General features: G+C 42.3%; 18 protein-coding genes. 7 read left to right on the top strand and 11 right to left on the bottom strand.

Features of this window, described 5'->3' with window-relative positions; all coding sequences use genetic code 11:
• Positions 1–2 precede the first annotated feature (2 nt).
• From rpsR to ppsA, 4 genes are all read right to left on the bottom strand, one after another.
• Positions 3–230, bottom strand: a complete 228-nt coding sequence (gene rpsR, locus ACS8FC_RS04805) for a 30S ribosomal protein S18 (protein ID WP_058368567.1) — start codon at positions 228–230, stop codon at positions 3–5.
• A 16-nt stretch (positions 231–246) separates the two neighbouring features.
• Complete coding sequence (gene rpsF / locus ACS8FC_RS04800; protein WP_439260710.1) at positions 247–645, bottom strand: 30S ribosomal protein S6; 399 nt, start codon at positions 643–645, stop codon at positions 247–249.
• A 246-nt stretch (positions 646–891) separates the two neighbouring features.
• On the bottom strand, positions 892–1,872 hold the full coding sequence (locus tag ACS8FC_RS04795; RefSeq protein ID WP_439260711.1) for an RDD family protein: 981 nt from the start codon (positions 1,870–1,872) through the stop codon (positions 892–894).
• Between the two features lie 126 nt (positions 1,873–1,998).
• The gene (ppsA, locus tag ACS8FC_RS04790) at positions 1,999–4,383 is read right to left on the bottom strand and encodes a phosphoenolpyruvate synthase (RefSeq protein ID WP_439296015.1); all 2,385 of its coding nucleotides are present in this window, start codon (positions 4,381–4,383) and stop codon (positions 1,999–2,001) included.
• Between the two features lie 561 nt (positions 4,384–4,944).
• Between ppsA and ppsR the strand changes: the two genes are divergently transcribed.
• The 3 genes from ppsR to sthA all read left to right on the top strand — a co-directional run bounded on the left by ppsR (position 4,945) and on the right by sthA (position 8,096).
• Complete coding sequence (gene ppsR / locus ACS8FC_RS04785; RefSeq protein ID WP_420884168.1) at positions 4,945–5,841, top strand: posphoenolpyruvate synthetase regulatory kinase/phosphorylase PpsR; 897 nt, start codon at positions 4,945–4,947, stop codon at positions 5,839–5,841.
• A 94-nt stretch (positions 5,842–5,935) separates the two neighbouring features.
• Entirely contained in the window at positions 5,936–6,340 is a 405-nt protein-coding gene (locus ACS8FC_RS04780; RefSeq protein WP_439296014.1) for a DUF4377 domain-containing protein, read from the top strand.
• A gap of 106 nt (positions 6,341–6,446) precedes the next feature.
• The gene (gene sthA, locus ACS8FC_RS04775; RefSeq protein WP_439296013.1) at positions 6,447–8,096 is read left to right on the top strand and encodes a Si-specific NAD(P)(+) transhydrogenase; all 1,650 of its coding nucleotides are present in this window, start codon (positions 6,447–6,449) and stop codon (positions 8,094–8,096) included.
• A 116-nt stretch (positions 8,097–8,212) separates the two neighbouring features.
• On the opposite strand, the gene ACS8FC_RS04770 is transcribed toward sthA, so the two are convergent.
• From ACS8FC_RS04770 to ACS8FC_RS04750, 5 genes are all read right to left on the bottom strand, one after another.
• A complete protein-coding gene (locus ACS8FC_RS04770) occupies positions 8,213–9,418 on the bottom strand; it encodes an ABC transporter permease (RefSeq protein ID WP_439296012.1) in 1,206 nt (401 codons plus the stop codon).
• Positions 9,418–10,749: an ABC transporter permease gene (locus tag ACS8FC_RS04765; protein WP_439296011.1), complete on the bottom strand. Its 1,332-nt coding sequence runs from the start codon at positions 10,747–10,749 to the stop codon at positions 9,418–9,420. The genes ACS8FC_RS04770 and ACS8FC_RS04765 overlap by 1 nt, the downstream gene beginning before the upstream one ends.
• Before the next feature lie 3 nt (positions 10,750–10,752).
• Complete coding sequence (locus ACS8FC_RS04760; protein WP_439296010.1) at positions 10,753–11,934, bottom strand: HlyD family secretion protein; 1,182 nt, start codon at positions 11,932–11,934, stop codon at positions 10,753–10,755.
• A 60-nt stretch (positions 11,935–11,994) separates the two neighbouring features.
• Positions 11,995–12,861 carry a YihY/virulence factor BrkB family protein gene (locus ACS8FC_RS04755; protein ID WP_439296009.1) on the bottom strand — a complete coding sequence of 289 codons (867 nt, stop codon included), beginning with the start codon at positions 12,859–12,861 and terminating at the stop codon, positions 11,995–11,997.
• A gap of 104 nt (positions 12,862–12,965) precedes the next feature.
• Positions 12,966–14,585, bottom strand: coding sequence for a TolC family protein (locus ACS8FC_RS04750; RefSeq protein WP_439296008.1), 1,620 nt, complete (start codon positions 14,583–14,585; stop codon positions 12,966–12,968).
• 398 nt (positions 14,586–14,983) lie between these two features.
• Here ACS8FC_RS04750 and glpK point away from each other — a divergent pair, with 398 nt between their 5' ends.
• From glpK to ACS8FC_RS04730, 4 genes are all read left to right on the top strand, one after another.
• Positions 14,984–16,564, top strand: coding sequence for a glycerol kinase GlpK (gene glpK / locus ACS8FC_RS04745; protein ID WP_439260720.1), 1,581 nt, complete (start codon positions 14,984–14,986; stop codon positions 16,562–16,564).
• Between the two features lie 574 nt (positions 16,565–17,138).
• Positions 17,139–17,609, top strand: coding sequence for a hypothetical protein (locus ACS8FC_RS04740; protein WP_299217962.1), 471 nt, complete (start codon positions 17,139–17,141; stop codon positions 17,607–17,609).
• A 331-nt stretch (positions 17,610–17,940) separates the two neighbouring features.
• The gene (locus ACS8FC_RS04735; RefSeq protein ID WP_439296007.1) at positions 17,941–18,969 is read left to right on the top strand and encodes an endonuclease/exonuclease/phosphatase family protein; all 1,029 of its coding nucleotides are present in this window, start codon (positions 17,941–17,943) and stop codon (positions 18,967–18,969) included.
• A 220-nt stretch (positions 18,970–19,189) separates the two neighbouring features.
• Complete coding sequence (locus tag ACS8FC_RS04730) at positions 19,190–19,882, top strand: TetR/AcrR family transcriptional regulator (protein ID WP_299216147.1); 693 nt, start codon at positions 19,190–19,192, stop codon at positions 19,880–19,882.
• 138 nt (positions 19,883–20,020) lie between these two features.
• On the opposite strand, the gene ACS8FC_RS04725 is transcribed toward ACS8FC_RS04730, so the two are convergent.
• The gene (locus ACS8FC_RS04725) at positions 20,021–20,953 is read right to left on the bottom strand and encodes a hypothetical protein (RefSeq protein WP_439296006.1); all 933 of its coding nucleotides are present in this window, start codon (positions 20,951–20,953) and stop codon (positions 20,021–20,023) included.
• 114 nt (positions 20,954–21,067) lie between these two features.
• Positions 21,068–26,368, bottom strand: a complete 5,301-nt coding sequence (locus ACS8FC_RS04720) for a hypothetical protein (protein WP_439296005.1) — start codon at positions 26,366–26,368, stop codon at positions 21,068–21,070.
• Positions 26,369–26,371 lie beyond the last annotated feature (3 nt).

Here is a 26,371-nt window from a genome sequence, read left to right as displayed (position 1 = left end):
AATTACTGATGGTTGTCAGTATACGGAAGTAGCGATAAATAGCGAGCCTGCTTGATAGCAGTGGCTAGTTGACGCTGATATTTAGTAGATGTACCGGTAATACGGCTAGGTACAATCTTGCCATTGTCACTGATATACTGTTTTAGCAACTCAACATCTTTATAGTCAATGTGAGTGATGCCTTCAGCAGTGAAACGGCAGAATTTGCGACGGCGATAGAAACGTGCCATAAGTATTCTCCTTTAATTAGTCTTCACTGTTGTCGTTGTCGTCGTTTTCACGACTGTCTGGACGACGAGTAGTTGCTTTACGTGCACGTTTTTCATCGGCATTTTTAGCTAACTGTGACTCTTCAGTGATAGCATCGTCACGGCGCATAACTAGGCTACGAATGATCGCGTCGTTATAACGGAATAACTCTTCAAGCTCAGCCAAAGTCTCACCGTCAGTTTCGATATTGAAAAGAACGTAATGAGCTTTGTGAATCTTGTTGATTGGGTAAGCCAGTTGACGACGGCCCCAATCTTCTAAACGATGAATAACACCACCGTTGTCTTGAACCAACTTAATATAGCGTTCAACCATGCCGACCACTTGGTCGCTTTGGTCTGGGTGTACGATTAACACCAGCTCGTAATGTCTCATTTGGACTCCTTACGGATTAGTAGCTATTAACCCTATGTTAATAGCAAGGAGATTTATAAGGTAAGCTGCCTCTCAAACAAATCATTAAAGAAAAGTTGAAAATAAGCTTAGGATATAAAGCGCCGTATTATAGCAGTAGTCGAGTCTTAACACAAAGGTTAATACTGTTGTCTGCCGATAAATAAAAAAGCAACGACTAAGCGCTGCTTTTAGTGAGTCTATATAGTTTTAAGTGGCTAAATATATTTATTTTACTACAGGTTGCTTAGCCAATTGGCTACTATCAGCTTTAACTACCAAAGTTTTAGCAATCTTATCATGCCACCCTATATTTTCAGGGCTTTTAGATGCTATAAAGTAGTGAACAGCAATGACGACAAATCCTAAGAAACTTGTAAATGAAAATAATAGGTTGTAGATAATAAAGAGTAGCAAGGTTCGCATACCGATAAGCTTAAGAAAAGAGGGTATACGATGTGTGGTTTGATCGACAACACGAATGCCAGTGATAAGCTTACCAAGCGACTGTCCACGTAATGTAATAAATACCAGTTGTAGCGCAAACAGTCCAAACACCATCACTTGTGACATCATTAAAGTAGAGCTAGGTAAGCTCTCCATGAGTGTCATTGAGTACTGGTATGCAGCGTCCATGTTTTGAATATCTTGAAACTTTGAATAGTCTATGTCCATTTTGGTTAATGCCAGTACCAGCGGAAAAATCGCTAATACATACAATAGGCCATTAAGCGCAGTGGCTAATACTCGTGACATGATAGGTGCCAAGACGACATTACCAATAACTTTATCTTTTTGAGACCCAGTCTTATTGACAGTTGACTTATTTAGTGACACGTTACTATGAGGCGTGTGATGACGGTTGGTTGTCATATCCGCTTTTGTGTTTTTGGCGGTATCTTTTGAGCGTTCAGGCTTACCATATAATCTATCTAGCGATACCGATTTACTACTTTGGGGGTTACTAGCATTGTCTTCTGGAAAGACTGTCACATTGTTGACAATAGAGTCGTTAGAAGGAGAAGAGATATCAGCAGGACGATAAGAATATTGGTTACCTGTTAAGTCACCAATACGTTGCCATTTATCTAAACCTTCATGCCATACCAAATCATCCAATACTACTTCACCAGATGTCAGCATAATATTTAACTGATCCAATGTATATGGACCTGCTTGTACGTTGTCTCGAGCAAGGAAAATCTGCATAGTTGCCTACATAATTAGTCATATCTTAAATCATTATATTAGGGTCTATTCGAAAAAATCAAATAGACCCTAATCAAAGTAACTTTAATGACTGTGTGAATTACTGCGGTGACTGAATACTGCAGTTTATTGTGCTTCTTCACCCGCTAAAAAGAACCAAGTGTCAAGGACTGAATCAGGGTTTAGTGATACAGAGCTGATACCTTGCTCCATGAGCCAAAACGCAAGGTCTGGATGATCTGATGGACCTTGACCACAGATACCGATGTATTTATCCGCTTTACGGCAAGCTTCAATCGCCATAGACAATAGTTTCTTAACTGCAGGATCACGCTCATCAAACAAATGTGAGACGATACCTGAGTCACGATCAAGACCAAGCGTTAACTGAGTCAAGTCGTTTGAACCGATTGAGAAACCATCAAAGTGCTCTAGGAATTCTTCTGCTAGTAAGGCGTTGGTAGGTAGCTCACACATCATAATAACGCGTAGACCATTTTCGCCACGTTTTAAACCATTTTTCTCAAGCAACTCGATGACTTCTGCTGCTTCACCAACGGTACGTACGAAAGGAATCATAATCTCGACGTTAGTCAAACCCATCTCATCACGTACGCGTTTTAGTGCTTTACACTCAAGCTCAAAGCAGTCACGGAAGTTGTCAGACACGTAACGACTGGCGCCGCGGAAGCCCAACATTGGGTTTTCTTCTGATGGCTCATATAATTTACCACCAAGCAAGTTAGCATATTCGTTTGATTTGAAATCTGACATACGAACGATAACGGGTTGATCCACGAAGGCAACAGCGAGCGTTGAGATACCTTCGACCAATTTATCGACATAAAAATCAACAGGTGATGCATAGCCTGCAATACGCTCATTGATCGCTTGTGATATCTCACGTGGCAAGCTATTCATGTTAAGCAGTGCTTTTGGATGCACGCCGATCATACGGTTGATGATAAATTCAAGACGTGCAAGGCCGATACCTTCGTTTGGCATTTGGGTAAATGAGAAAGCACGGTCTGGGTTACCCACGTTCATCATGACTTTAAATGCAAGTTCTGGCATAGATTCAATAGAGTTGGTCTGGATTTCAAAATCAATTTGACTCTCATAAATAAAGCCTGTGTCACCTTCAGCACAAGAGACAGTCACGTCTTGACCGTCGACCAGTAATTCAGTAGCGTTACCACAGCCAACGATGGCTGGGACACCAAGCTCACGCGCAATAATAGCAGCGTGACAAGTACGGCCACCGCGGTTAGTAATGATAGCTGAAGCACGCTTCATGACTGGTTCCCAATCTGGGTCTGTCATGTCTGATACTAAAACATCACCGTCTTGGACTTTGTCCATCTCGTTTAGATTGCTCACGATACGTATTTTACCAGCGCCAATACGTTGACCGATTGAGCGACCTTCACACAATACTTTAGCACCAGCTGTATCAATGACATAGCGCTCCATAACAGTACTGTCTTGACGACTTTTTACCGTTTCAGGACGAGCTTGTACGATAAATATCTCATTAGTATCGCCATCTTTTGCCCACTCAATATCCATCGCTTGACCATAATGCTTTTCGATAGTCATGGCTTGTTTGGCAAGATCAGTCAGCTCTTCAGTAGATAACGAGAACTGCATACGTTCTTGCTTTTCGACATCGACTGTTTTGACAGATTTGGTTGTGCTACCTTCATCACCGTAAATCATTTTCTTGTGCTTGCTACCAAGGTTACGGCGAATAATTGCAGGTTTACCATCCGTGAGTAGGCGTTTTGATAAATAAAACTCATCAGGGTTAACAGCACCTTGAACGACCATCTCACCCAAGCCATAGCTCGATGTGATAAACACTACTTGATCAAAACCACTTTCTGTATCTAACGTAAACATAACGCCAGCTGCGCCTGTTTCTGAGCGTACCATACGTTGTACAGCAGCAGAGAGGGCAACGCCTTCGTGCTCAAAACCTTTGTGTACACGATAAGAGATGGCACGGTCGTTGTATAAAGAAGCAAATACCTCTTTAATAGCGAGTAGCACGTTATCAATACCACGAATGTTCAAGAAAGTCTCTTGCTGACCGGCAAATGACGCGTCTGGCAAATCTTCAGCAGTTGCAGAAGAACGTACCGCCACAGCAATGTCTTTACCATCGCTCATCTCTTCAAATGATTGGCGAACCTCTTTTTCAAGATCTTCTGGCAATTCTTGTTCGATAATCCAATTACGGATTTTTTTACCTGTGGCAGTTAGCTTATTTACATCGTCTACATCGAGCGCTTTAAGTTCACTATTGATTTTATCAAGCAAACCTGTTTCAGTCAGAAAACGATTGAAAGCATTTGAAGTTGTAGCAAAACCGCCTGGGACGCTAACGCCCAGATCGGACAGATGACTGATCATCTCGCCAAGCGAGGCATTCTTACCACCGACCATATCAATGTCGTTTTTTCCTAACTGATCAAGATTGATCACAAGTGCTGTAGATTGCGCTGCCATGATAACTCCAGAAAATAAGGTTATTTAGTAAAGATTATAACGGTGAATTATACCGCTATATTTGGACAATTTCGAGGGGTTAGACCGAAAAACTTATGAAAAAGATACAAATTATAGAGTCTAGCAATAATTTGTGAGTAAATAATCGAACTATTGTCTCACTTATCCGAATATAAAGCAGCCAACTTAAGATAAATATTTTCGTAAATGATATGTATTTCTGTCATCTGCAACGTTTAATGTGCTCAAATCCACATAAAGGATTGTATTAAATGTCTGTCATTTAGATTTTATAGTTGTGCTAACTTTGATTCCTATTAAGTGTCTATTATGAGTATAATGTAGGACATAAAGTAACAAGCGTATAAGACCCTAATGGCAGCTAGTAAATTCATTAGAGACACAACTATCAGTGTACTAAATAAGTTGCCTATTTATATATACGTTATTACCATTCACCATATATTTGCCACATAGCGATTCAGTTTTAAAAATTGACACACTAAATATCATGAGTCGATTAAAGCTTACTATTGAGGTTTACACTAAGGTTTTCAAGTTATGTATTCAAACAGTCTGTCTGAGCAAGATAAAACGACTATTCAAAACCGTCATGCTTTAGGTTTGGACAATTCACAGGCGATAAGAAGCGCGTTCTTTATCTCTGATGGTACCGCCATTACAGCCGAAACGTTGGGCCGTTCTATATTGAGTCAATTTGCCTCAGTGCCATTCGAAACTCGAGTATTGCCCTATGTCGATAGTATCGAACGTGCTGAAAACGCAGTTGAGCAAATCAACATCGCTTATCAACGCGATGGATTATTGCCGTTAGTATTTGATACTATTGTCAGTCCAGAAATTCGCGAAAAGATTAATTCTGCTCATAGCTGTAATTTAGATATGTACGAAGGTTTGATCGGCCGTATCGCGGAAGAAACTGGTATAGAGCCAGATGCTCATTCTGGTCATGCTCACGATAACGTCGACTCTGAGACTTATAAAGAGCGTATCGATGCGGTACATTTTGCTTTGGATAATGATGATGGAGCACGTACGCGTCATTACAATATGGCAGATATCATATTAATTGGCGTATCACGTTCAGGTAAAACGCCAACCTCACTGTATTTGGCTTTACAGTTTGGTATTCGCGCCGCTAACTACCCATTGACTGAAGATGATCTATACGACAATCAGCTACCAAAAGCATTGCGCGAGCATAAAGACAAGCTGTTTGGTTTGTTGATTGATACGGATCGTCTAGTAAAAATCCGCCAAGAACGCCGCGCAGGTAGTCGCTATTCTAGCTATCAGCAGTGTCAGCAAGAGCAGCGCGCTATACAAGGTATCTACACTTCACAAGGTATTCAAAGCCTTGATGTCTCCGAGATGTCTGTTGAAGAGATTGCCACTCGCATTTTGCAAATGACGGGCCTAAAACGTCGCATTGGTTAATCTGATACATGTGTTTATAGTCGACCATTATTATCACTATATACTACATTTTATATAAGTATCGCTATACATTTATCACCACATAGAGAGTGTTATGAGTCTATCCCATCAACCTAAAACATCGCCCTTGTTTTTGTTAGGCCTGCTATGCAGTGTCACGTTACTTAGTGCTTGTCAAACGTCACCTTTTGCGCGCAAGCCTGTACCCGAGCCGCGCTATATACCTACTATCGTCTTAGGTGACGCGCAAACGTTAACCATTATGCCAAACCGCGTGGCCTGTGCCTCAGCATTACCGATGCAGTGTCTGCTAGCCAAGTCCAATAAAGATGGTTCGGTATTTCAAATCCCCTATGATTGGATTGATGACTTTACGCCAAGTCTTGGTACAGAGTATGTGATTAGTGCGCGTCCGCAGGTTGATGAGGGGCGTCAGAGCCTAAATGGGCATTGGACATTGCAAAATATTTTGTCACAACGTATGGTGGGCACGCCATAATACTGGCTATTAACGCATGAATGTATTGATTCACGTATAGATGGCTTCATAACAGTATGAGTAGATTGACAGACAAGTCAGTAAATAAATAATTAAAGAGGTTATCATGGGAAGCAAACGCAAAGATGATGCAACTAACGATACTGGTCGTGATACAAAGACTGAAGTATCAAACAAAGACAGCGGCGCTGCACCTGCTACATCTCCTGAGCAGACCAAAGAAAAAAATAAACAAGAACAAATCGAGCAAACCCACGAACAAGTCACAGAAGATGTTATGCATCATCCCGATTTGGTCAATCCGTTAGATGATACGCGTATCGATATCAAATCAGGCTTTACTAAAGATTCGCAGCGTATAAAAAGCGATCAGCATAATTTTGAATACGATGCAGTTGTGCTAGGCGCAGGTCCTGCTGGTGAGGCTGCAGCGATGAAGCTGGCTAAGTCTGGTAAAAAGGTAGCGGTCATTGATCCACGCGATCAGGTTGGTGGTAACTCTACTCACGTCGGTACGATTCCTAGTAAAGCGCTGCGTCAATCCGTATTTAATCTGATCAATTTTCGCCGTGATCCTATGTTTACCAAAGCGCTTGAATATGAGCAAGTGCCACTAAACAAGGTGCTGGCCAATGCTCGTCGCGTGATACGTAGCCAAGTGAGTACTCATACACGCTTTTATGAGCGTAACCGTATTGAAGTCATTCATGGCTGGGCAAGTTTTGTAGATGCCAATACCTTGCGTGTTGAAACTGACGAAAATATCTTTGAAACCTTTACTTTTAATAAGGCGATTATCACGGTTGGCAGCAGACCTTATCGTCCTGAGATTTTAGATTTTGATCATCCGCGCGTTTTTGATTCTGATAAAATTTTGCAAATGGATTATGTGGTCAAAAAAATCATCATTTATGGTGCAGGTGTCATCGGCTGTGAATATGCTTCCATCTTCACCGGTCTTGGCTACAAAGTTGACTTAATCAATAACCAAAATCAGCTACTAAGCTACCTTGATAGTGAAATCAGTGATGCCATCGCGCATGACTTTAGACAGTTCGGTGTCCTTATTCGTAGTAATGAAGAGATCGACCATCTTGAGACTCACGACGATTGTGTGATTTTACATCTCAAAAGTGGTAAAAAAATCAAGTCTGATGCAATTTTATGGTCAAATGGGCGCTCAGGTAATACTGAGGGCTTAAATTTAGAAGCCATAGGTTTAGAGGCTAATAGCCGTGGACAGCTCAAAGTAGATGATACTTACTGTACAGGGGTTAAAAACATTTATGCAGCTGGAGACGTTATAGGCTGGCCATCTCTTGCTTCTGCAGCTTATGACCAAGGACGCTGCGCTGCTGCCTTTATGGTCGGTGATAGAGATGCCGAACCAGTATCAAGTGTACCGACTGGTATCTATACCATTCCTGAAATCTCGAGTATCGGTAAAACTGAGCAAGAGCTGACAGACGAAAAGGTTCCTTATGAAGTGGGCCAGGCGTTTTTTAAACATTTGGCGCGTGCGCAGATTATCGGCGAGCGCTCTGGTGTATTAAAGATATTGTTTCATCGTGAAACGCTTGAAATCTTGGGTATCCATTGTTACGGCAATCATGCGTCAGAGATCATCCATATCGGACAGGCCGTGATGAAGTGTAATAATACCCTTGAGTATTTCGTCAATACGACGTTTAACTATCCAACGATGGCAGAAGCTTATCGGGTAGCGGCGTTAAATGGACTCAACCGAGTGTTTTAGATTTTGAGAAAAGACATAAAAAAGCGCTTGTTATTGATGTAACAAGTGTTTTTTTTGGCAAAGTGTTTTTAACTTTGTTTTTCTAAATGAGTATTGCTTCATTAAATACTTTTGGGTCAAGGGCATTTAAAAGTAGATTGTTTTGATTGTGTGCGCTTACGCATAAATAGAAGCAAGATAAAGTAAAACAGCCATAAACCAAACAAGGCATAAAACCCTATAGCGACTTGCGAGAGACTGGCGCCCATCTGATTTAGCTGTACTGAAGTATTGATCGCAGGGGTAGTAGGTATTAGCCAACGTAAAATTTGTAGTATTTCTGGCAACTGGTTAGCAGGCCAAGGATAACCACTCATAAAAAACATCGGCAGTGAGCTGAAAATCAAGATTTGCATACTGCGTTCACGCAAGCGAAACCACAAGCCAAACACACAACCAAGCGTCGCTACTGTCGGACAAAAAATCATCAGAAATAGCAAACTACCAAGCATGTTTTGTCCGCGCGGATAATGATGCAGCTCAAAGGTCCAGCCATAATAAAAGCAGCCAACTGTAAAGCTAAGTATACTCATGGCTGCAATCCGGCCGAGCCAGCCGCGAATACTGGTACTATGACGACGCTGCTCGTACCAAGTACTAATCAGCATTGCCGTGGCTATCAATAAAGTCTGTTGTAAAATAATAATAGACACTGCTGGTACCACATAAGCACCATAACCCTCAGTTTGATTATACAAAGGCATAATCTGTAATGGTACGGCTTGAGTGTTTTGCGCAGCAGTAGGCGCATAAGCCCCTTGAGCGACGTTTTTTTTGACTTCTATACCTGCAGATACTGTACTGACCGCCTGTAAGAATCCCATCTGCACGTTTTTATTTAATAAAAAGTAACCACCATTACCGAGTACGCTGACGCTGGCGGCTTTGCCTGATAACACTTGCTGCTCAAGTCCGCTTGGGATAATCATGTAGCCTGCAATCTGGTCTGTCCAAATGGCTTCTTTGGCTGCTTGCTCATTAAGGAAGCGTTTGGTGTTTAGTTGCGGACTGGCACTACTATAACGCACAATGGTACGCGATAAGTCGCTGTTATCATAATCAACAATACCGACCGGCACATGATTGACTACCTCAGATGAATAGGGCCATGGATAAAAAAAACCATAAATAATAGGCGCTATAACCAACATTAAGAGCACGCCTTTATCGGTAAACACGTCTTTAAACGTTTGGGTAAAGTTTGTCCAAAATGACTGTGGCACTGATGGTTTCTTTAAGGAGATTGGTGTTTTTATAGCATTGGTTTTAGATGGCTTTGACATTAGCGGGCTCCCCAGCGCTCAGGATGCGACAAGGCACGTTTGGTCAAAAAAACCATCAATATCAGCGCAATGATGGTTGCTAAAAGTAGGCCGTAGACAATGGGCAGTGATACCGCAACCGGAGCTTGCATTTGTAGCTGCGCAATGTGCAGCTGTAGATAATGCGTCAATGGTAGTGCATCCGCCCAATATTTGGCGCTGTCGGTAATGGCGATATAAGGATAGGTCACGCCTGCGAACGCATAGGAAGGTACGGAGATGAATCCCGTCGCAGATAATCCCATACGTAATGAAAACGAGCCGAGCGTAAACACGGCACCAAGCCAAAATGACAACATCATTAGTAATACTAGACTGATATAAGTGACTATCAAGGACTCTATGGCTACACCTTGTTGCGGTGTGGCAAGCCATAATGCCAATGCAGACCAGATGCTATAGGCCAGTATGGGCCAAAAATACTTACCTAATAATCCTGCAAATAATACAGCTAAGCTTGATTTTCTGACGTCAGCTATAGGTTTAGTAGGTTTAATATTTGGTACACTACTTAGCTCGTGTTGAGTATCTGTCACAGATTTACTGTGTTCGTTATATTGGTTGCTATCGCTGGTTGACTTTAAATAAGGTAAATCAGGCGTACCTGTATCAATAAAGCGAGACCAATGTCCAAGCTGCTTATCGCGCAGCTCGCGGCCAATTGTCGTTGCGCCAATCACCATTACTAAAATATGTAATAGTGCAGGAATCACCGTCGATGCCAAAAACTGCTGATAATTATTGATGGTATTAAATAGACTGGTACGCTGAATGGCGATAGGAGAGTAGTTGATTGCTGCCTGCGAAGGTGCCATCCCTTGCTTGACCATACGCTGTATCTCAACGCCTGCTGATAAAGTACCGACGACTGCTTGTACACTGGTCTGAATGATGCCTGAATGCGTACCATACTGAGCATTCACTTGCAGAATGACTGGTGCTGGTTTACTAGATGAGATATTGCGTGAAAAGTTCTCAGGTATGACGACGACCGCATAAACATCCAGTTGCAATATAGCCGCTTCGACATCGGCTGGCGAGTGGTACTGTTGATAGATGCTTAGCTCAGGACTGGCTTCTAAATAGCGCACCAGCGTATTGGCAATAGGGCCGTTATCTTGATCAACCACACCAATAGGCAAATCTTTGATTTGGGTTTGCGAAAATATCCACCAAACCAGCAATACCGTCGCTAATGGTATCCAGACTACCATTGCCAAATCCCATGGGTTTTTGGCTAAAAACCGCCGCTCGTACGCAGCACTACGTATGAATGCTTTTAACAGACGCATGCTTTACTCTTGAGCCTGAATAACAGCGGCCGGATCAATCTGGACAATAACACTCATACCAGAGCGAATCCGGCTGTCTGGGTTTGAAGGTCTTGCCTTGATTTCAAAAGTGCGTACATCAAAGCCGTCATTATTGTTGGTTGGTCGCCAAGTAGCGAAATCAGACAGTGTTGAAGTCGCATAAACTGTAAACTCTTTAGTAAAAGGCTTATCTGTAGACGATAGCGCTGGGATAGTACCCGTAAAATGCTGTCCAATGGCGAATTGGTTTAAATAATTTTCGGTAACGTTTAACACGACCCACTGCTCGTCTGTATTGACTAAGGTCAGTATTGGTACACCTTGTCCAATGACTTCACCTGCGCTGACGATGACATCATCCACAATACCAGCAATCGGGCTTTTGAGGTTGGCTTCTTCTTTTGCGACCAGCGCTTCATCTAGCTGAGCGTCGACTTGCGCGACTTGTGCGGTGGCAGCAGACTTATCTTCGCTGCGCGCGCCTTCTAATGCCAAGTCATACTGCAAACGCGCCGCTTCAGTTTGGTCTTGCGTAGCCAGATACTGTGCATAGGCTTCATCGCGCTTCTGCCTTGCCATAAGTCCTTCTTCATAAAGGCGATTGACACGTTGGTAGGTATTCTGTGCCAAATCAGAAGCGGCTTTATTGGCTTGCCAAGCGGCTTTTGCTTGCGCGATCTCTTGCGGGCGCGCGCCGTTTTCTGCCTTGTCTAACTGGCTTTGTGCCATATCTTTACCGGCACGAGCTTGAGCAATCTTTGCGTTGATTTCGGGAGAGTCCATCTCAATCAGCTGCTGACCCAGTGTTACTCTATCGCCCTCAGTGACCATAATCTGCGCAATACGCCCTGGTACTTTCGCTGCGATGGACGTTTGCTGCATTTGCATTTGTCCTTGTAGTGTCATGACTTGCGGCTTGCTCTGCCCAGTACTTTTGTACAAGCCATAAGCAATGACGCCAATGATGATGAGCAACACCATAGCAAGCAGCACTTTTTTTATCATGGCCGAGTCATTTGCTTTAGGCTTATTGTGATGATAATTGGGCGTAGCCTGTTCTTGTTTTGCATCTGACATATCCTCTATAGGCTCAGCAGCCAGCGCCGACTCATCAGAATCAGTTGGCTTGCTTGAGTCGTCTGATTCGTTTGGAAGTTTAGTCATGATGGTGATATTCCTAAAGCAACTAAGTTGAGGATAAAGGGGTTTATTACTAGGGGTGCTCTAATACACTCGAATAGTACAAGGTTTGTCGTTTCTTATGGCTTTAGAATTAAAAATAGCACCAAAGGCGACAACAAATGCGGAATAATAAAGCCACAGCATAATGACCACAGCTGCTGACAACGCTCCAAACTCGGCACTATAATTATTAAAGTTTTGCACATAAATCGAGAACAGCACAGACAATACAATCCAGAGAACGGTTGCAAGAACTGCGCCTGGTACCAGTTTCTTTAATGCTACAGCATCACGGTTTGGCGCTAGACGATAAAGACTTAGAAAGCTTAAAAATATGATACCTGCCAATATCGGCCATCTGCTCCAAAGCGCAATCGTCTTGGCTACTTGAGGGAAGGGAAAATAAGCCGCTCCTAAAGGAATTATAGCGATAGAAGAGATCGCTATAATTAAAATCACCACTGCTCCAAAGGTCAAACTGATGGCTCGAATCGTACCTTGTATAAAGCTGCGTTCTTGCGTGATATGGAAGGCAAGATTGATAAGAATAATCAATGACTTGATACCTTTAGAGCCAGCATAGAGGGCGAGCAAAGTCGATACAATAAGACTGAAAGTTAATGTAGATGTGGTGCTAGAGACCAATTCGCTTAAACGCGAGTTGAGGACTTCATATACTGTGTCAGGTATAAATGGACGCAAAATTAAAATCTGCTCTTGAATCTCAGTCGGTGAAAACGCGAGTCCATAAACTAGCACAAACACAGCCATTACTGGAAAAATCGATAAAAAACCAAAAAATCCTACGTTTGCACAATGTGCCCAAACATTAGAATTGTTCGCGGTACGCCATGTCTGTAGTAAAATCTGCAGCCAACTACTGGTCGATTTAGAAGTCATTTCTTTCATAAAAAATTGGTTCACAATAGGATTGGTGATGGAATGGTTATGAGATTATCTACAGTCATGAGTACAAAGGCCTATCGACGTAGCTTATTACTTTTAGTCATAAATCACTGTTTAGTATATAAAGTTGGCAATCGAATATCAGCCACCTTCAGATAATCGTTAAAGGCAAGCGGTGTACCGCAGCTTTGCATGAGAGCTGCAAGCCCTTGTACATAGTCGTTTGCAGCCTGCGCTTGTTCAGTACGGGCTTTAAGAGCTTGCGTTTGTGCTTGTACGACTTCGATAGTAGTATTCACACCTTCTTGCAGACCAAGGCGACGCAAGCGTAATACCTCTGCGGCTAAGTCGACATTGCTTTGAAGAGCCTGGTAGCGCGATTGAGCATTGTTCACATCGTTCCAGTTTTTTTCGACTAACAACAATAGGTTGTCACTGACTTCAATTTCGGACAAATTTGCTTGCCGTATCTTAGCATCATTGGATGCTAGCGACGCTGCTTTATCGAGTCCGCCCCACAGCTTCCAACTGGCTGACACACCTGCAATCCAGCTAGGATCTCTTTCAACCTGTCCATAGCCATACAGCATCACAGTTGGTTTATAACCTGTATCAGATAACTTACGTAGTTGCTCGGCTTGCATGCGCTTTGCAGCGACTTTTTGTAAACCTGGATGATGATTTAGTGCCAAGTTCTGAAAGTAACTGACATCTGGTAAAGAGCGGCTGGATACAAATAGTGGGGTGGTTGGTTTGATACGGTAGTCTGTTCGCAACAGACGTTGTAAGGCTATCATCGCCAGACGTGCGTCATTATTGGCATTCACTGATTCACTTTTTGCATCTGCCAATGCTGATTGCGCCTCCAATCTATCAACACGTGAGATAAAACCCTCTTCATAAAGTCGCTTCGCCATATAGTCGGTCTGTTGCAGCGTGTCATAAGCGTCTTCACGCAAGTAAGCGGCAATAATCGCCAGTTGCGCCTTGAAGTAACGCTCAATCAACGTGTTATAAAGCGCATTTTTATCAAGTACGCTGTCTGCCACTGCCTCTTGAGTGCGCGCATCTGATGCACCAGTGAGTGCTGAAGTGCGTCCAGCAGTATAAACAGGCCAAGCAAAACCAAGACCTGCCCCTGCTGTAGAGCCTGAGCGCTTAAAGTCGTAGGAGTCAGGGATACGATCACCAATCATCTCACCAAAGTTTGGCAAATCTGGTACAGGTGGCATCGGAGGAATAACGTCACCAGTATTAGCACCAGCATTATTTACACCGTTTTTGAGCGTTGATAAGTCAATATCTTCTTGTACATTGTAGGCATTGGCCGATAACTGCGCGAATACAAAAGGATTGTCTATTGTTTTAAGAGCATCGGTTTGATATTCATTGGCTACAATGGCAGCTTGATTGGCAGCAAGTTTGGGTGAAACTTGTAATAAGATTTCTTGTGCTTGCTCAAGACTTAAAAAGCTAGATACATCTAATGGATAGCTGTTAGCGACTTCTTTATGAGTAATAGGGTCAATGAGAGTGTCTAAAGTAGGGCTACTTGATGGCTGCAGTAAAACCGAGTGAACTGGTTTAGGATGAGTTTTATTCATTGAAACAAGTTTTTGGCCATCATCTGTACTTACAGTATGGTCGTTCGCTGTGCTGTGAGTTGATACTCCTACTAGCATAATAGTTGCAATCGTACATGGCAGAGATAAGATGGCAGATTTCATGAAATATAAACCGTCAATCAAGAAGCAAATGGTCGTCGTATAATAAGGTATTGCGATACAGAATACTTAAGTAAAAAACAATTGAACCCACTGTCACCTATAGTAGAAGCTTTAATACAGGTAGCAAGGCGTATACTGTAGAGATACAACTGTAACAGGTCAATGCTTATTACTTACTTATCGTTCATTCAGTGTTGAGGTTTTATATAATATGCATCAAGAGATAGGGGCATTATAATACTATACCGCTATAAATTTTGTAGAATGATGGTGTATGCTTTATTTTAGGGACTATCATAAAAACAGACAACTATATAACTGGCTTTAATACGGTTGGTCTTAAAAACATCGGGTAAGTAGAGCCAAAGATATTGCTTGATAAAGTTGAGGAGTAAAAAATGGCAGGATATATAGTGGCATTGGATCAAGGAACAACATCGAGCCGCGCGATTTTGTATGATGATCGTGCGCGTCCTATCGAGATTGCCCAGCAGCCCACTACGTTACACACGCCAAAAGCTGGCTATGTAGAGCAAGATGCGCGGCAAATCTGGCAAACTCAAATTAGCTGTGCGCACGATGTCATTAATCAAGCGGGGTTACTGGCAACTGATGTCACTAGTATTGCTATTACCAACCAGCGTGAATCTATTGTCGTTTGGGACAAACAAACAGGTACACCGCTAGCGCCAGCGATTATTTGGCAAGATAGGCGTACGACAAGCTACTGTAAAAACTTGGCCAGAGATAGTGTTGATGATGTAGCGATGCACATTCAACAGATTACAGGCCTGCGCTTAGATGCCTACTTTAGTGCCAGTAAGATTGCTTGGCTGCTTGAACATAATCCCAAGATTAAAGCGCGCGCTGCCAGCGGTCAGTTAGCGGTAGGTACCATCGACAGCTGGCTAATTTATCAGCTGACTGGTGGCGAGCATGTTATCGATATCACCAATGCTTCACGTACACTATTATATGATATTCATAAGCTGGCATGGTCAGAAGATCTGTGCGCGCGCTTTGATATTCCAATGAATATATTACCGAAAGTACTGCCATCAGATGGTGAGTTTGGCAAGACCAAAAAAGGCTTGTTTGCCAAACAAATTCCTATTCATGCCGTGCTAGGAGATCAGCAAGCAGCGTTATTCGGACAAGGTTGTCTTAAGCCTGGCATGGCCAAAAATACTTACGGTACTGGGTGTTTTATGCTGATGAATATTGGTCAGATACCCAAACTTAGTGAGCACCAACTACTGACTACGATAGCTTGGCAGCGTAAAGCTCCTATTAATCGTGTAGATAACCTATCTATCAGTGACATTGTGCAGTCTGGTAAACGTATGATACAAGCGCCCGCTTCTTTCTTTGGTCGCGAAGTTACTTACGCGCTAGAAGGTAGCGTCTTTATGGCAGGCGCTATCGTCCAGTGGCTACGTGATAATCTTGGCATGATCAAACAAAGCTGCGATGTTGAAGATTTAGCGCGGCAGGTAGACAGCAGCGAAGATGTCGTATTGCTTCCAGCCTTCACTGGGCTTGGCACCCCTTATTGGCGCTCGGATATACATGCTAGCATTAGCGGTATGAGCCGCGGTACTACTAAAGCACATATCGCTCGTGCCGCACTCGAAGCAATTGCCTTTCAAACTTATGATGTGCTGATTGCTATGCAAAAAGACAGTCCGCATTCATTAACGGAGCTAAGAGTCGATGGTGGTGCGGCAAACAATGATTTACTTATGCAGTTTCAAGCAGATTTACTCAATGTCCCTGTTTTACGACCTAAAGACACTGAAATTACCGCTAAAGGAGCAGCATTATTGGCTGGTCTAAAGAATGGTTTATATGACGATCAAACAATTAAGGAGTCGTGGAAAGTCGACCAGATTTTTGAGCCTCAAATGCCTTCTGATAGACGAGCGCAGCACATTGATAAATGGCAACAAGTGATTGCTAAAGCGCTAATGGAAGTTTGAGAGATATACAAATATAAGATGCCTTTGTTTAACATTCTTAATATAAGGTTTATATGGCTGACTAACAACTATACATCCTGTAACCTAAGGTCATCATGACATCGACATATTTTACATAAACGTTCTATCGACAAGTGTTGATGATTTTTATACTTTAATTGTGGTTAACCAAGAATAGTAGCCAATTAGAAGTTTGGCTTATCAATCTAAATTTATAAATAATAACCAATTTAAGGATAAAATTATGAGTAATAAAAATATAAATCGTAGCGACCGTGTGATTTTAGAAGATGAACACATAAATGACGATCAAAATAATAAAACTTTTGCTGGTGACCCATTAGTTAGTACCGATGGTTCTATCATAGAAGATCCCAACTCACATCCCTCTACTCATATTAGTGACCAGTTAGTTAGTACAGATGGGCACATTGTCACTGATGATGATTTAGGAATCTCTGATAAAGAGCGTATCATTGCTGACAATGCCCGTAGAACGGCCGATCCTGAAGTGGTCGACAGAAAAGTAGTTACTAATGATCGAGACAACATTGATCGGACTGAAGTAAAAAATATGTCTAAAGAGACAAAGAAAGATCTTAATGCAGATCCTATTACTGGCAAGCCAGGATCTCATCCGGTAGGTACAGGTGTCGGTGGTGTTGGTGGCGCAGCTGCAGGAGCAGCAATTGGTACAATGGCAGGACCACTTGGTACCTTAATCGGTGGTGCTATCGGTGCAGTTGTTGGTGGCGGCGCAGGACATGCAGCAGCAGAAGCGATAGATCCAACTCGCGAAGAAGCTTACTGGCGTGCAGAACATGCCAATACTAGCTATTATCAGCAAGGCCATGATTTTGAGCGTGACTTACACCCAGCTTATGCAGTAGGTTATGCCAACAGAGCACGTTATCCTGCTGATGCACGTTTTGAAGATCATGAGCACGACCTAAGACGTTCTTGGGAAGAGGTGAAAGGTGATTCACGTTTGGCATGGGATGATGCCCGCCTTGCATCACGTGATGCATGGAACCGTGTTAGCTAGTAATTACTGTTAGTAAGTTACATGTCGTCTAACAGCGTAGGTTTACAAATAGTTTAAGTTGTATACATTATTACTACTTAAAAGTAAAGGGTGGTAATTATTGTGTATAAAATATTGCTGGTTTGTGAGTCACAAGGGAACAAATGTATATGCAGTATAACGAATATACCCAACTAATGTAATTTGTGCTATGTTGAAGCTTCCAAAGGTAACTTTGGAGGCTTTTTTGTTTGCTTTTATTTAGTATCAATGAATATTGAGCAATAATGGATCGAAACACAATATTTAAAACAGTCATTTAAAGCCATATAAAAATAAAAATAGGTAATCTATGGATCGTCATACAGGTAAAAATGAACAAAGGCAATTTTATATAGCGACTGCTAATTTACTCAATTTTGCCAATCCAAATCGAATTTATTATGAGAATGCGCCAGCTTACAATCAAAAGACCTATCAAGATAAATTGCAAGGAATAACTGAATTACTCACCAAGGCTCATGCAGATATTATCGCAGTACAAGAAGTATGGGACAGTGAGGCGTTGGAAGCGTTGGCAGTATCACTGGGATTTAAAGCAGAACATGCGATCATTCCACTTGCTAGTAACGATAGCTCTAGTAAACATACCTACGGTCAAGGCGCACAAAAGACGCCAGCTGTTGGTTTTATTAGCCGTTTTGCTCAGTTAGAGAGCACACTATTGACAGATATAGTGTCCGAAGCTGTCATTGATATTCCTGATGTTGGAGCTTATCGTCAATTTAATCGCCCACCACTGTTATTACGGGTTGATGTGCATGGTCAGCCAATGACAATCATCACGGCCCACCTTAAAAGTAAACGTGCATACTTTTTAAGAGATGAGTCTGGTGATTTGTTAGAAGATATGGATGATCCTAATATTCGTGTGCGCGCTAAGTTACGCAGTTTATGTATGCGAGCGGCAGAAGCTGCATCGATACGTATGTCTATCATTCAGCGATTACAGCATACCCGTGAACCGTTGATATTGTTAGGTGATATGAACGATGTCACTGGTAGTGTGACTACGCAGTTAATGTCTGAGACAGGAGAGGTGAACTATGACAAAAGTATGCGTGACACAGCCTTGTTCGATGCGGCGCGTATTCAGGCTCGTTATGGTTGGATGAAAGACGTGGCATATACACATATTCATCAGGGCATGCCAGAAGTTATCGACCAATTATTTGTTTCAGAAGAGTTTTTGCCTGACAGTAAGTTTTCGCTAGGCCATGTAGAACGTGTGGATTATTTTAATGATCACTTAAAGTGGGATTATGATGATAGAGTCACTGACCATGGTATTGTTCGAGCAAAGATAAGACTTCACAATTAACCGTACAACATAACGAGCCAAATTATCAATAGGTACATTATCATCTAATCTATTCACGCCCCTTGTTTGATAATGTGCAAGTGTTTATGATGCTCCCTCATCGAATTTAGTAGCAACAATACTTACTATTAAATTGACATTAGTATGCTGGTTTAATGTTAGTGTTATTCGATGAAGATCATATCTATAAATAATAGGGCGTAATAACAAGAGGTTCATAATGAGTGATCATAAAGACGACAAAATAGAAGACATATTGGTCGATTCAGAATTGGCTAAGAAGTTGGTACCAAACAAGTTCAAGTTTACAAGCCAGCAAGGTCGAGTACGCCGTCAAAAACTGCTGATGGGCGCAAAAAAACTGAGTGAGACTCGCTCTATTAATGATATTAGCTTGGCTGATGTGTGTGAAGAAGCGGGTATTCCGCGAGCCTCTGCTTATCATTTTTTTCCAAACATTGAAGCGATATTTTTAGCATTACGCTTTTTGAATGCAATCGAGATTTTAGAAATACTAACCACGGTTGAGACCGTAGATTATGATAGATGGCAGGGTTATCTAACGGCTCTTATCCAGCGCTGCGTAAGTATCTTCCATGATGACCAGACCAAAGCCAAATTGATCTATGATACCAATACACCAGATTTTGAAGGTGATGGTTTTGGTGAAGACATGGATCATCAAATTGTTGAGCTAGTGTATAAGCGTCTATCAGAACGCTATGAGATGCCAAAGTTTGAAGACATACAAGATATACTATTAGTAACTTACAGTATTATCAATGGTGTATTTACTTTGTCTTATCGTCGTCATGAACGAATCACAGATAACTATCTACAAGAAGCTACCACAGCGTCTATTGCTTATCTACGTTGCTATTTACCAGAGAAGCTTCCTCGTAAAAACCGTTAAGACTCGGTTGTACTCATTTAAGCTTTATTTCATCATAGATAATACCGTTTACTATGAATAAATAACGAAACAACTGATATTGAAAAGCCGACATAATGTCGGCTTTTTTTGTTTTACAGATCTCTATAGAGCCATAACTTAGTTGATGAGATGTTTTATGGTGTTATGACCAATACTATATTTGGCAGTTGGCATAGTCATATTTAGTGTTATAGACTGAGTTAAAGACGAGTTTTTAACGTCATTAATGTTTGATGTATGGGAGGTCAAAGACAATGATTGACCACGACAAATATCATCTTGCGGATCTAATGGTACGTATTGCTTATAGTAATCGACGATTGAGTTCTCAAGTGCTACGTTGGTCTTTGAATCATGAGCGTTAACGTAGGCTTCACGTGCCTGCTCTAACCAACGCTCAGCCATCCGAAAATGCGTACCAGACTCACGTCTACCATGCGCACATTGATCAGCTGCTGCCCAAATGAGAGCGACTTCACTAAATGCTAACTCACGTGGAGCAATGATTTTGTTATCACTGTTTGTTGAAGCGCTACCTTTCAAGGCACTTATTATTGCCCACAGATCAGGCCTCATCAAAGCAGATGTCGATGGAATATCAGTTGTTAAACGTAGCTCCTCATCGGCATTACTTTGTAGCTTTTGTAAAATAGTAGCGGCAGCTTCTAATGCTTGTCTGCCAGCAGATGAGTGGCTTTTTATACTGTTCTCATAAGAAGCGTAGTTTAGCCAAGCTTGGGCTTTATAAGCAAAGTATTGCTGGCGTGCGGTTAGAGGGTTTTGTTGGTATGAAGCAAGCTCGGTCAGCATACAATCAATAGTTTGCGGCTCAGACAGCTGATACTGTAAGCGGGCATTTGGTTTTACTTCATTATCATAGCAATAGTTAATTGTACTGGGGTTGTCTTTAGCTGGGCTCTTGTTGTGACGATTACTATCTGCAGCCTCTGCCAAAGGCAAAAATGCTATTAGCGTCATTGCAGATAGTGCAGTACGTTTGCAAAGCTTGTAGACAGATACTATCGTCGTCAAGTTTGAAGTATTTAACATAGTGCAAGCCTTGTTGTATGTCGACTCATGCATGAGCCAACTTATAATTTTTACAAAATATCGTTATATATGAAGCTATTTTATCAACAAACATGCTCTCAACAATAGGTTTTTTTAGGTCTTAGGCTTAGCGCTTATATGTTTGTTTTTACGTGGGTCGGTACGTTCAAATAAGTCTTCATCAAACTTAAAGCGTAGCCTAAAGTAAGCGCCTTCTTGGGTGCTGTCATCATAGGCGATATCTTCGTCTTCAAAGCCCATAAAGTTATAACCAAGTGATAACCATAAGTTGGTCATTGGACTATAACCAACCTCCGCACCAAGCATATAAGCTAAATCATTGGCTTGATTGTTCCAGTAGGTGCCTGCTTGTAAGCCAATATCCCAACGCTCACTAATATCGTATAGACCACGTACATAAGCAGCATGAGCTGTGTTTTCGCTTTCTAAATTATCAGCTTCGTATTGGTTATATTTACCCGCATAATGTCCAGATAATGTTAATGGACGGGTTGGATGGTAGTTGCCACTCCATGACCATATCAGTGAGTCTTTTTGATATGGATCTGTTCCAGTACTGTTATCGTCTAAGCGATACTCAAGCTTTGCGAGCATATCTAACTGGTTGCTATCATAATCACGATACGCTGCACCCAGCTGGAAGCGGTTGATAGTACGATGACCATCATCATAGTCTACTCGTGAGTAGATGTCTTTTGCCAGTAGGGTAATGTCATCAGTATAGCGATAGGCGATACCGGCACTACCTAATAATGTATCACTAGAATTGCCCCAACGTTTCTCTAAGCGACCTGATGCTTTGTAGTTTTCTTGAGCCAAGTATTCAACACCAAAGCCAGCAGCGGTTGCCGTGCTGTCCTCTTCGCCTTCAAGCGATTCAACCCGCTCAAATAAAGTATTTAGGGTTAGACCTTCTTGGACATACCATTTGTTTTTCAAACCAATAGCCGCTTCGGCTTCACGTGCGCTAATGGCATCGCGGGCACGGTATTCACTATAGACTTTACCGTCTTTCATATAGGTCGCATCAAAACCTACAACAGTACGTTGACGCTCATCGGTATCATCAAGACCGTAGCTACCTGATAAGCTATTGATTAGGTCATGACGCGCATAAAGACGACCTAGATTACCTAGTGGAGTTTCACCGCCGATAGACGTTGCGTTACGTGCACTGTGCTCAACATCTTGCTCATATTCAGCAAATACCAAGGCTTTATTGAGCTTAGGTAGGCGAGCAGTGATACGGGCGCGGGCTGTCATGCCTTCTATATCTTTTTCTAAAGTATTCACGCCGTTGAGTGCTGACTGGTTAATCAAACTGTCATTAAATATTGGATTCTCATTTTGATCGACGATATCAGTGTCTACGACGTCGGTCGCTGCTTGCGTATTACGTGAGGCAGCAGTCGCTTCTTGTTTATAATAACGTAGTCCAATTTCACCAACGATGTTTTGGCTTAAGCGCTGCTCAATACTCGCCTGTACGCCTTCGCGACTGGCATTGGTAGTATGGTCTTCGGTACGTATACCTTCAAACGTTAGTACAGTTGTTTTGTTTTTAAATTTATGATTGGCTTCTATCCCAGATTCAGTACGTCCAGCGGTTAGAGGAGAGGCACCTGTAACGAAGCCTTCATCAGCTTTATTATAATAAGCTTTAGCGCGCGTGCGGTTTTTGTCGTCGTAATTTAGCTCGATACGTAGGGCATCGCCATCAGTATTGTCGCCTTCTAATAACTCTGCATTGATCTGATTGCTAGGTTCATAATTAGGATTTTCAGCTTTGTTCTTGGCATACTCTGCGACCAGATTCAAATTGTTGTTAAATTTGATGACACTGTTAATGCTGGCAAGCTCTTCTTTGTTTAGTGGATCATCACTATTGATATAGCTACCACCGACAGAGATTTTGCCAGTTAGCTGCTGTTTGGCTGCTACGCCGCCGACCCAGTAGTTTTCGCCGCCTTCGTCTACTTCAACAGTGACGCGCAGGTAGATAGGATTGCCATCAATATCTTGGCTAGCAATAGGAGCTTTGAGATATAGGCTGCGACTAATAGGATCGATCTCATAGTCAGCAAAGCGCGTTAATGTCTCACGGCGCACGATCAAGCCAGGATTGTTTGCATCGCGGGTGATGACTTCGATGGTTTCAGAATTTTCGAGTACCGCGTCAAAGTCGCCAGCGAGTAGATAGGGGCCTGAAATACCGAGACCACGAGTTTCATTTACACGTTGTGATGAGCTGGTTTCAGCAATGAAAGTCGTAACACGAGTATCTGCATCCTCATATTGGGCTTTAACACCCGTTAAGGTACGGTTGTATTGACCAAGCTTGATACCTTCGTCATTGTCGATCTGAGTTTTTAGGTCGCCGTACATAGCAAATGAGCGGCCTTTATCTAAGCGGATATATAGCTTGCTCGTAGATTGAGCGTCGAAACCTTTGGCGGATGAATCGCCATATACTGGGTAGTATTCACCTGGATCGATATCACGAAATAGACGCTCACCTTTTTTGTCGCTGTCATAAGCTAGGGTCAACAGATAATCACCACGTACTTTCCCTTTTAAAAACATTGCCGCGCGAACAGATGCTGCATAGTCGTCACTGCCTGCAAATTCATGCAGCTCTTGTTCAAATGCGCCTTGAGCATCAGTGATACTGCCGCTATCAAAGTCTTTTAGTGATATAGCGCCTTCTACAATACCTACCGCGATAAGCGGACGTAGTTTTGCGGTAAACTGCAGCGGAATCACTTGCTTGCTGCTACCAGTATCAATAATTAGCTCACCTTTACCAGGAGCATTTGGCGCAATTACTGGAATCAGTAGCTCGCCACCGTCTACGCTAAACTGGGTGCCAGCTTGATCTTTGTTGTTGTCTTTTAGATTGATACGGCCAATATTGGTATCAATAGTAATAGGTGTCGATGAGATATAAGGAAGATTGTTACGATCTTTTAGGCTAATGACGACTTGGTATTCGCTCACACCATCAGCTTCGATCAAACGCTCTTGAGTACGATAATTAATCGCCTGCAAGCTATCGGGCGCGATGACTTCGATAGTTTGCTCTGAGATAACCTTACCTGTGACGTCAGTTGCGACGCCGCGTAGAGTATTGCTACCACGCTTAAAATCAACGGCATAATAATCAAAAGCTGTGACATTTTGGTTTGCTTGTTCGGCTGTCTTTCCGATTTTCTCTTCTGGTACCGCTTTACCATTCGCATATAGAGTAAAGTTTGAGCCTAGTGGCGCTTGAACTTGAACCAATTGCTTGTACGAGTTTATCTGTTGACCTGCACTTAAGTTAATAAATGCTACATCGTTGTTGGCTACTTTTTTAAGATATTTTTCAAGCTCTGTTTGTTTGGGCGGTACGACAGTATTGACTGTTAGGTTAATACGTTCGTCAGTAGGGTTAGCCATATCGGCAACGATCGCTGAATCACACTGAATACCACGATCTAATTCATCATTAGACTTACAGCCACTGGCATCGACATTGTCGTCATTATTAAGGTCGTAATCAGGCTCCAAAGCTAACTCGCTCTTGACGGCTTGCTCAAGAGCGTCATTTTTGGCACTAATGCTTTTACTACGCGTCATAAGCTCTTGGTTTAGGCGCTCAGTACTATCGCCCATGCCGCCCACTAGCGCAAAATCCGCACGATGCATCTCGCCATATTTTAGGTCGACAAAACGGCTGCCCGCATCGCCTGCGTTACGGTTGCTTTGAGTAATGAGCTCGGTACCCACCGGTAGAGTCGTGCGATCGACTTTTAGTACGTGGGTCTTGGCGCTGATACCGTAGAAGTTATATTTACCTTCAGGATCTGTAACGATATAGTTGCCGTCTTCCATATAGATGCGGACACCAGCGACACCAAGCTCACCATTGTCTTTTTGCTGGATACCGTCGCGGTTGATGTCATGATAAATTTTACCAACGATAATACCATCGGTATTCATGACGCCGCGGCTTACATCAATTTTCCATTGTGCTTCTCTAGAGACTAATACTTGGTCGTTTTCATTACGACCTTGAGCGATAGCTCTATTAATACCGTCACCACCTAATGCCGATGAGCCAATCAACACGCGATAGTTGATGCTTCTGCTCTCACCAATGGCCATATCGCCCAAACCTAAAACTTGATATTTTCCCTCAGTTTTAAACTCAGTGATTTGGCTGTTATCAACGCGTAGACTGCCGGTCACATAATCGAAACCACGTGGTAGCGCATCTTTTAATTGGACGTCATAAGCAGTCGCTGCACCATCGTTTTTTACGGTAATACTATAGTTAACATAATCACCAAGCTCGGCAGATTTGACATCACCTTCTTTAGTCACCTGTAAGTTAGGAGACTCATTGATGATGGCGATATCACTGCTGATTTGCTCATCAATATAGCTAAAATGAGACGCATTAGGTTGCTCATCTAACCCAACTTTTTTGTCAATACAAGCAACCAATTTGGCTTGTAGCGTATCGCCCTTTAATGTTTGGATGATATTGTCATTGAGTGCATTGGCATTATTTTGTGTTGGTGCTGACAAACGGTACTTACCCGTATTGTCACCCGTTTCGACAGCTTTAAGAGAGTAGGTGTCTCCCGTTTTCGGTGAAGTAATAGTCACCCAGGTTTGATCTGGCTTATCAGGCTGTACATTACACTGTGCGTAACCGGCCTCAACATAAATATCGCTACCAATTTGCGAGTTTCTTTTACCACCAGTAAAGTTCCAAGACATAAAGTTAATACTAGGCTCGACAATGACGAGGCTGTCGGACACTGCTGCCTTTACTGACTCATCTTCAACGACGACTGCGCCGATCTTAATGTCAGCAGTATCGCCATCTTGCGCGTTTCTGTCAGTAAGGGCTTGTACGATGAGCTGGATACTCTCACCTTGTCCGATTTTGATTGAATTAACATTAGTAATTAATAAATCATCTGAATCAATCAGACCGTCTTTATTGATATCTTGATAGACTTTAAAGTTGGATAGACTGCTTGGGATATCATAGCTTAGCGCGATAGTTTCATCACTATAACTGTTATTAGTCAGCACGTTTTTCCATATCACTTCACTACCAGACGCTACAGTCTGTAATGGTGATTGGCTTAGGCGAAGGTCATACTTCTCTAACGCTGATGCTTGGACTTTTACTTGGTTTGAGGTGCTGGTCAGTAATACGTCTTTATCGTTATTGACATAATATTGAGCATTGGCAATATTATCAATGATGCTAAGTACATCAGACGTAGCTGCCATAGCGGAATTTGATTGCATAATCAGTATAGCCGCAGTTAATGCAGATAATTTGGCTGCTTTAGCCGATAGACGAGTAGACTGAGTGATACAGTGAAGTGTCATATT

The organism is Psychrobacter sp. 1Y4 (assembly GCF_051847555.1).
Note: the sequence above shows the minus strand (reverse complement) of the source record. Positions and strands in the feature narration are given on the sequence as shown.

Bases quoted from the DNA above. Each gene is read 5' to 3' on its own strand.
- rpsR (WP_058368567.1), bottom strand. From the start codon at position 230: ATGGCACGTTTCTATCGCCGTCGCAAATTCTGCCGTTTCACTGCTGAA.
- rpsF (WP_439260710.1), bottom strand. From the start codon at position 645: ATGAGACATTACGAGCTGGTGTTAATCGTACACCCAGACCAAAGCGAC.
- ACS8FC_RS04795 (WP_439260711.1), bottom strand. From the start codon at position 1,872: ATGCAGATTTTCCTTGCTCGAGACAACGTACAAGCAGGTCCATATACA.
- ppsA (WP_439296015.1), bottom strand. From the start codon at position 4,383: ATGGCAGCGCAATCTACAGCACTTGTGATCAATCTTGATCAGTTAGGA.
- ppsR (WP_420884168.1), top strand. From the start codon at position 4,945: ATGTATTCAAACAGTCTGTCTGAGCAAGATAAAACGACTATTCAAAAC.
- ACS8FC_RS04780 (WP_439296014.1), top strand. From the start codon at position 5,936: ATGAGTCTATCCCATCAACCTAAAACATCGCCCTTGTTTTTGTTAGGC.
- sthA (WP_439296013.1), top strand. From the start codon at position 6,447: ATGGGAAGCAAACGCAAAGATGATGCAACTAACGATACTGGTCGTGAT.
- ACS8FC_RS04770 (WP_439296012.1), bottom strand. From the start codon at position 9,418: ATGTCAAAGCCATCTAAAACCAATGCTATAAAAACACCAATCTCCTTA.
- ACS8FC_RS04765 (WP_439296011.1), bottom strand. From the start codon at position 10,749: ATGCGTCTGTTAAAAGCATTCATACGTAGTGCTGCGTACGAGCGGCGG.
- ACS8FC_RS04760 (WP_439296010.1), bottom strand. From the start codon at position 11,934: ATGACTAAACTTCCAAACGAATCAGACGACTCAAGCAAGCCAACTGAT.
- ACS8FC_RS04755 (WP_439296009.1), bottom strand. From the start codon at position 12,861: ATGAAAGAAATGACTTCTAAATCGACCAGTAGTTGGCTGCAGATTTTA.
- ACS8FC_RS04750 (WP_439296008.1), bottom strand. From the start codon at position 14,585: ATGAAATCTGCCATCTTATCTCTGCCATGTACGATTGCAACTATTATG.
- glpK (WP_439260720.1), top strand. From the start codon at position 14,984: ATGGCAGGATATATAGTGGCATTGGATCAAGGAACAACATCGAGCCGC.
- ACS8FC_RS04740 (WP_299217962.1), top strand. From the start codon at position 17,139: ATGTCTAAAGAGACAAAGAAAGATCTTAATGCAGATCCTATTACTGGC.
- ACS8FC_RS04735 (WP_439296007.1), top strand. From the start codon at position 17,941: ATGGATCGTCATACAGGTAAAAATGAACAAAGGCAATTTTATATAGCG.
- ACS8FC_RS04730 (WP_299216147.1), top strand. From the start codon at position 19,190: ATGAGTGATCATAAAGACGACAAAATAGAAGACATATTGGTCGATTCA.
- ACS8FC_RS04725 (WP_439296006.1), bottom strand. From the start codon at position 20,953: ATGTTAAATACTTCAAACTTGACGACGATAGTATCTGTCTACAAGCTT.
- ACS8FC_RS04720 (WP_439296005.1), bottom strand. From the start codon at position 26,368: ATGACACTTCACTGTATCACTCAGTCTACTCGTCTATCGGCTAAAGCA.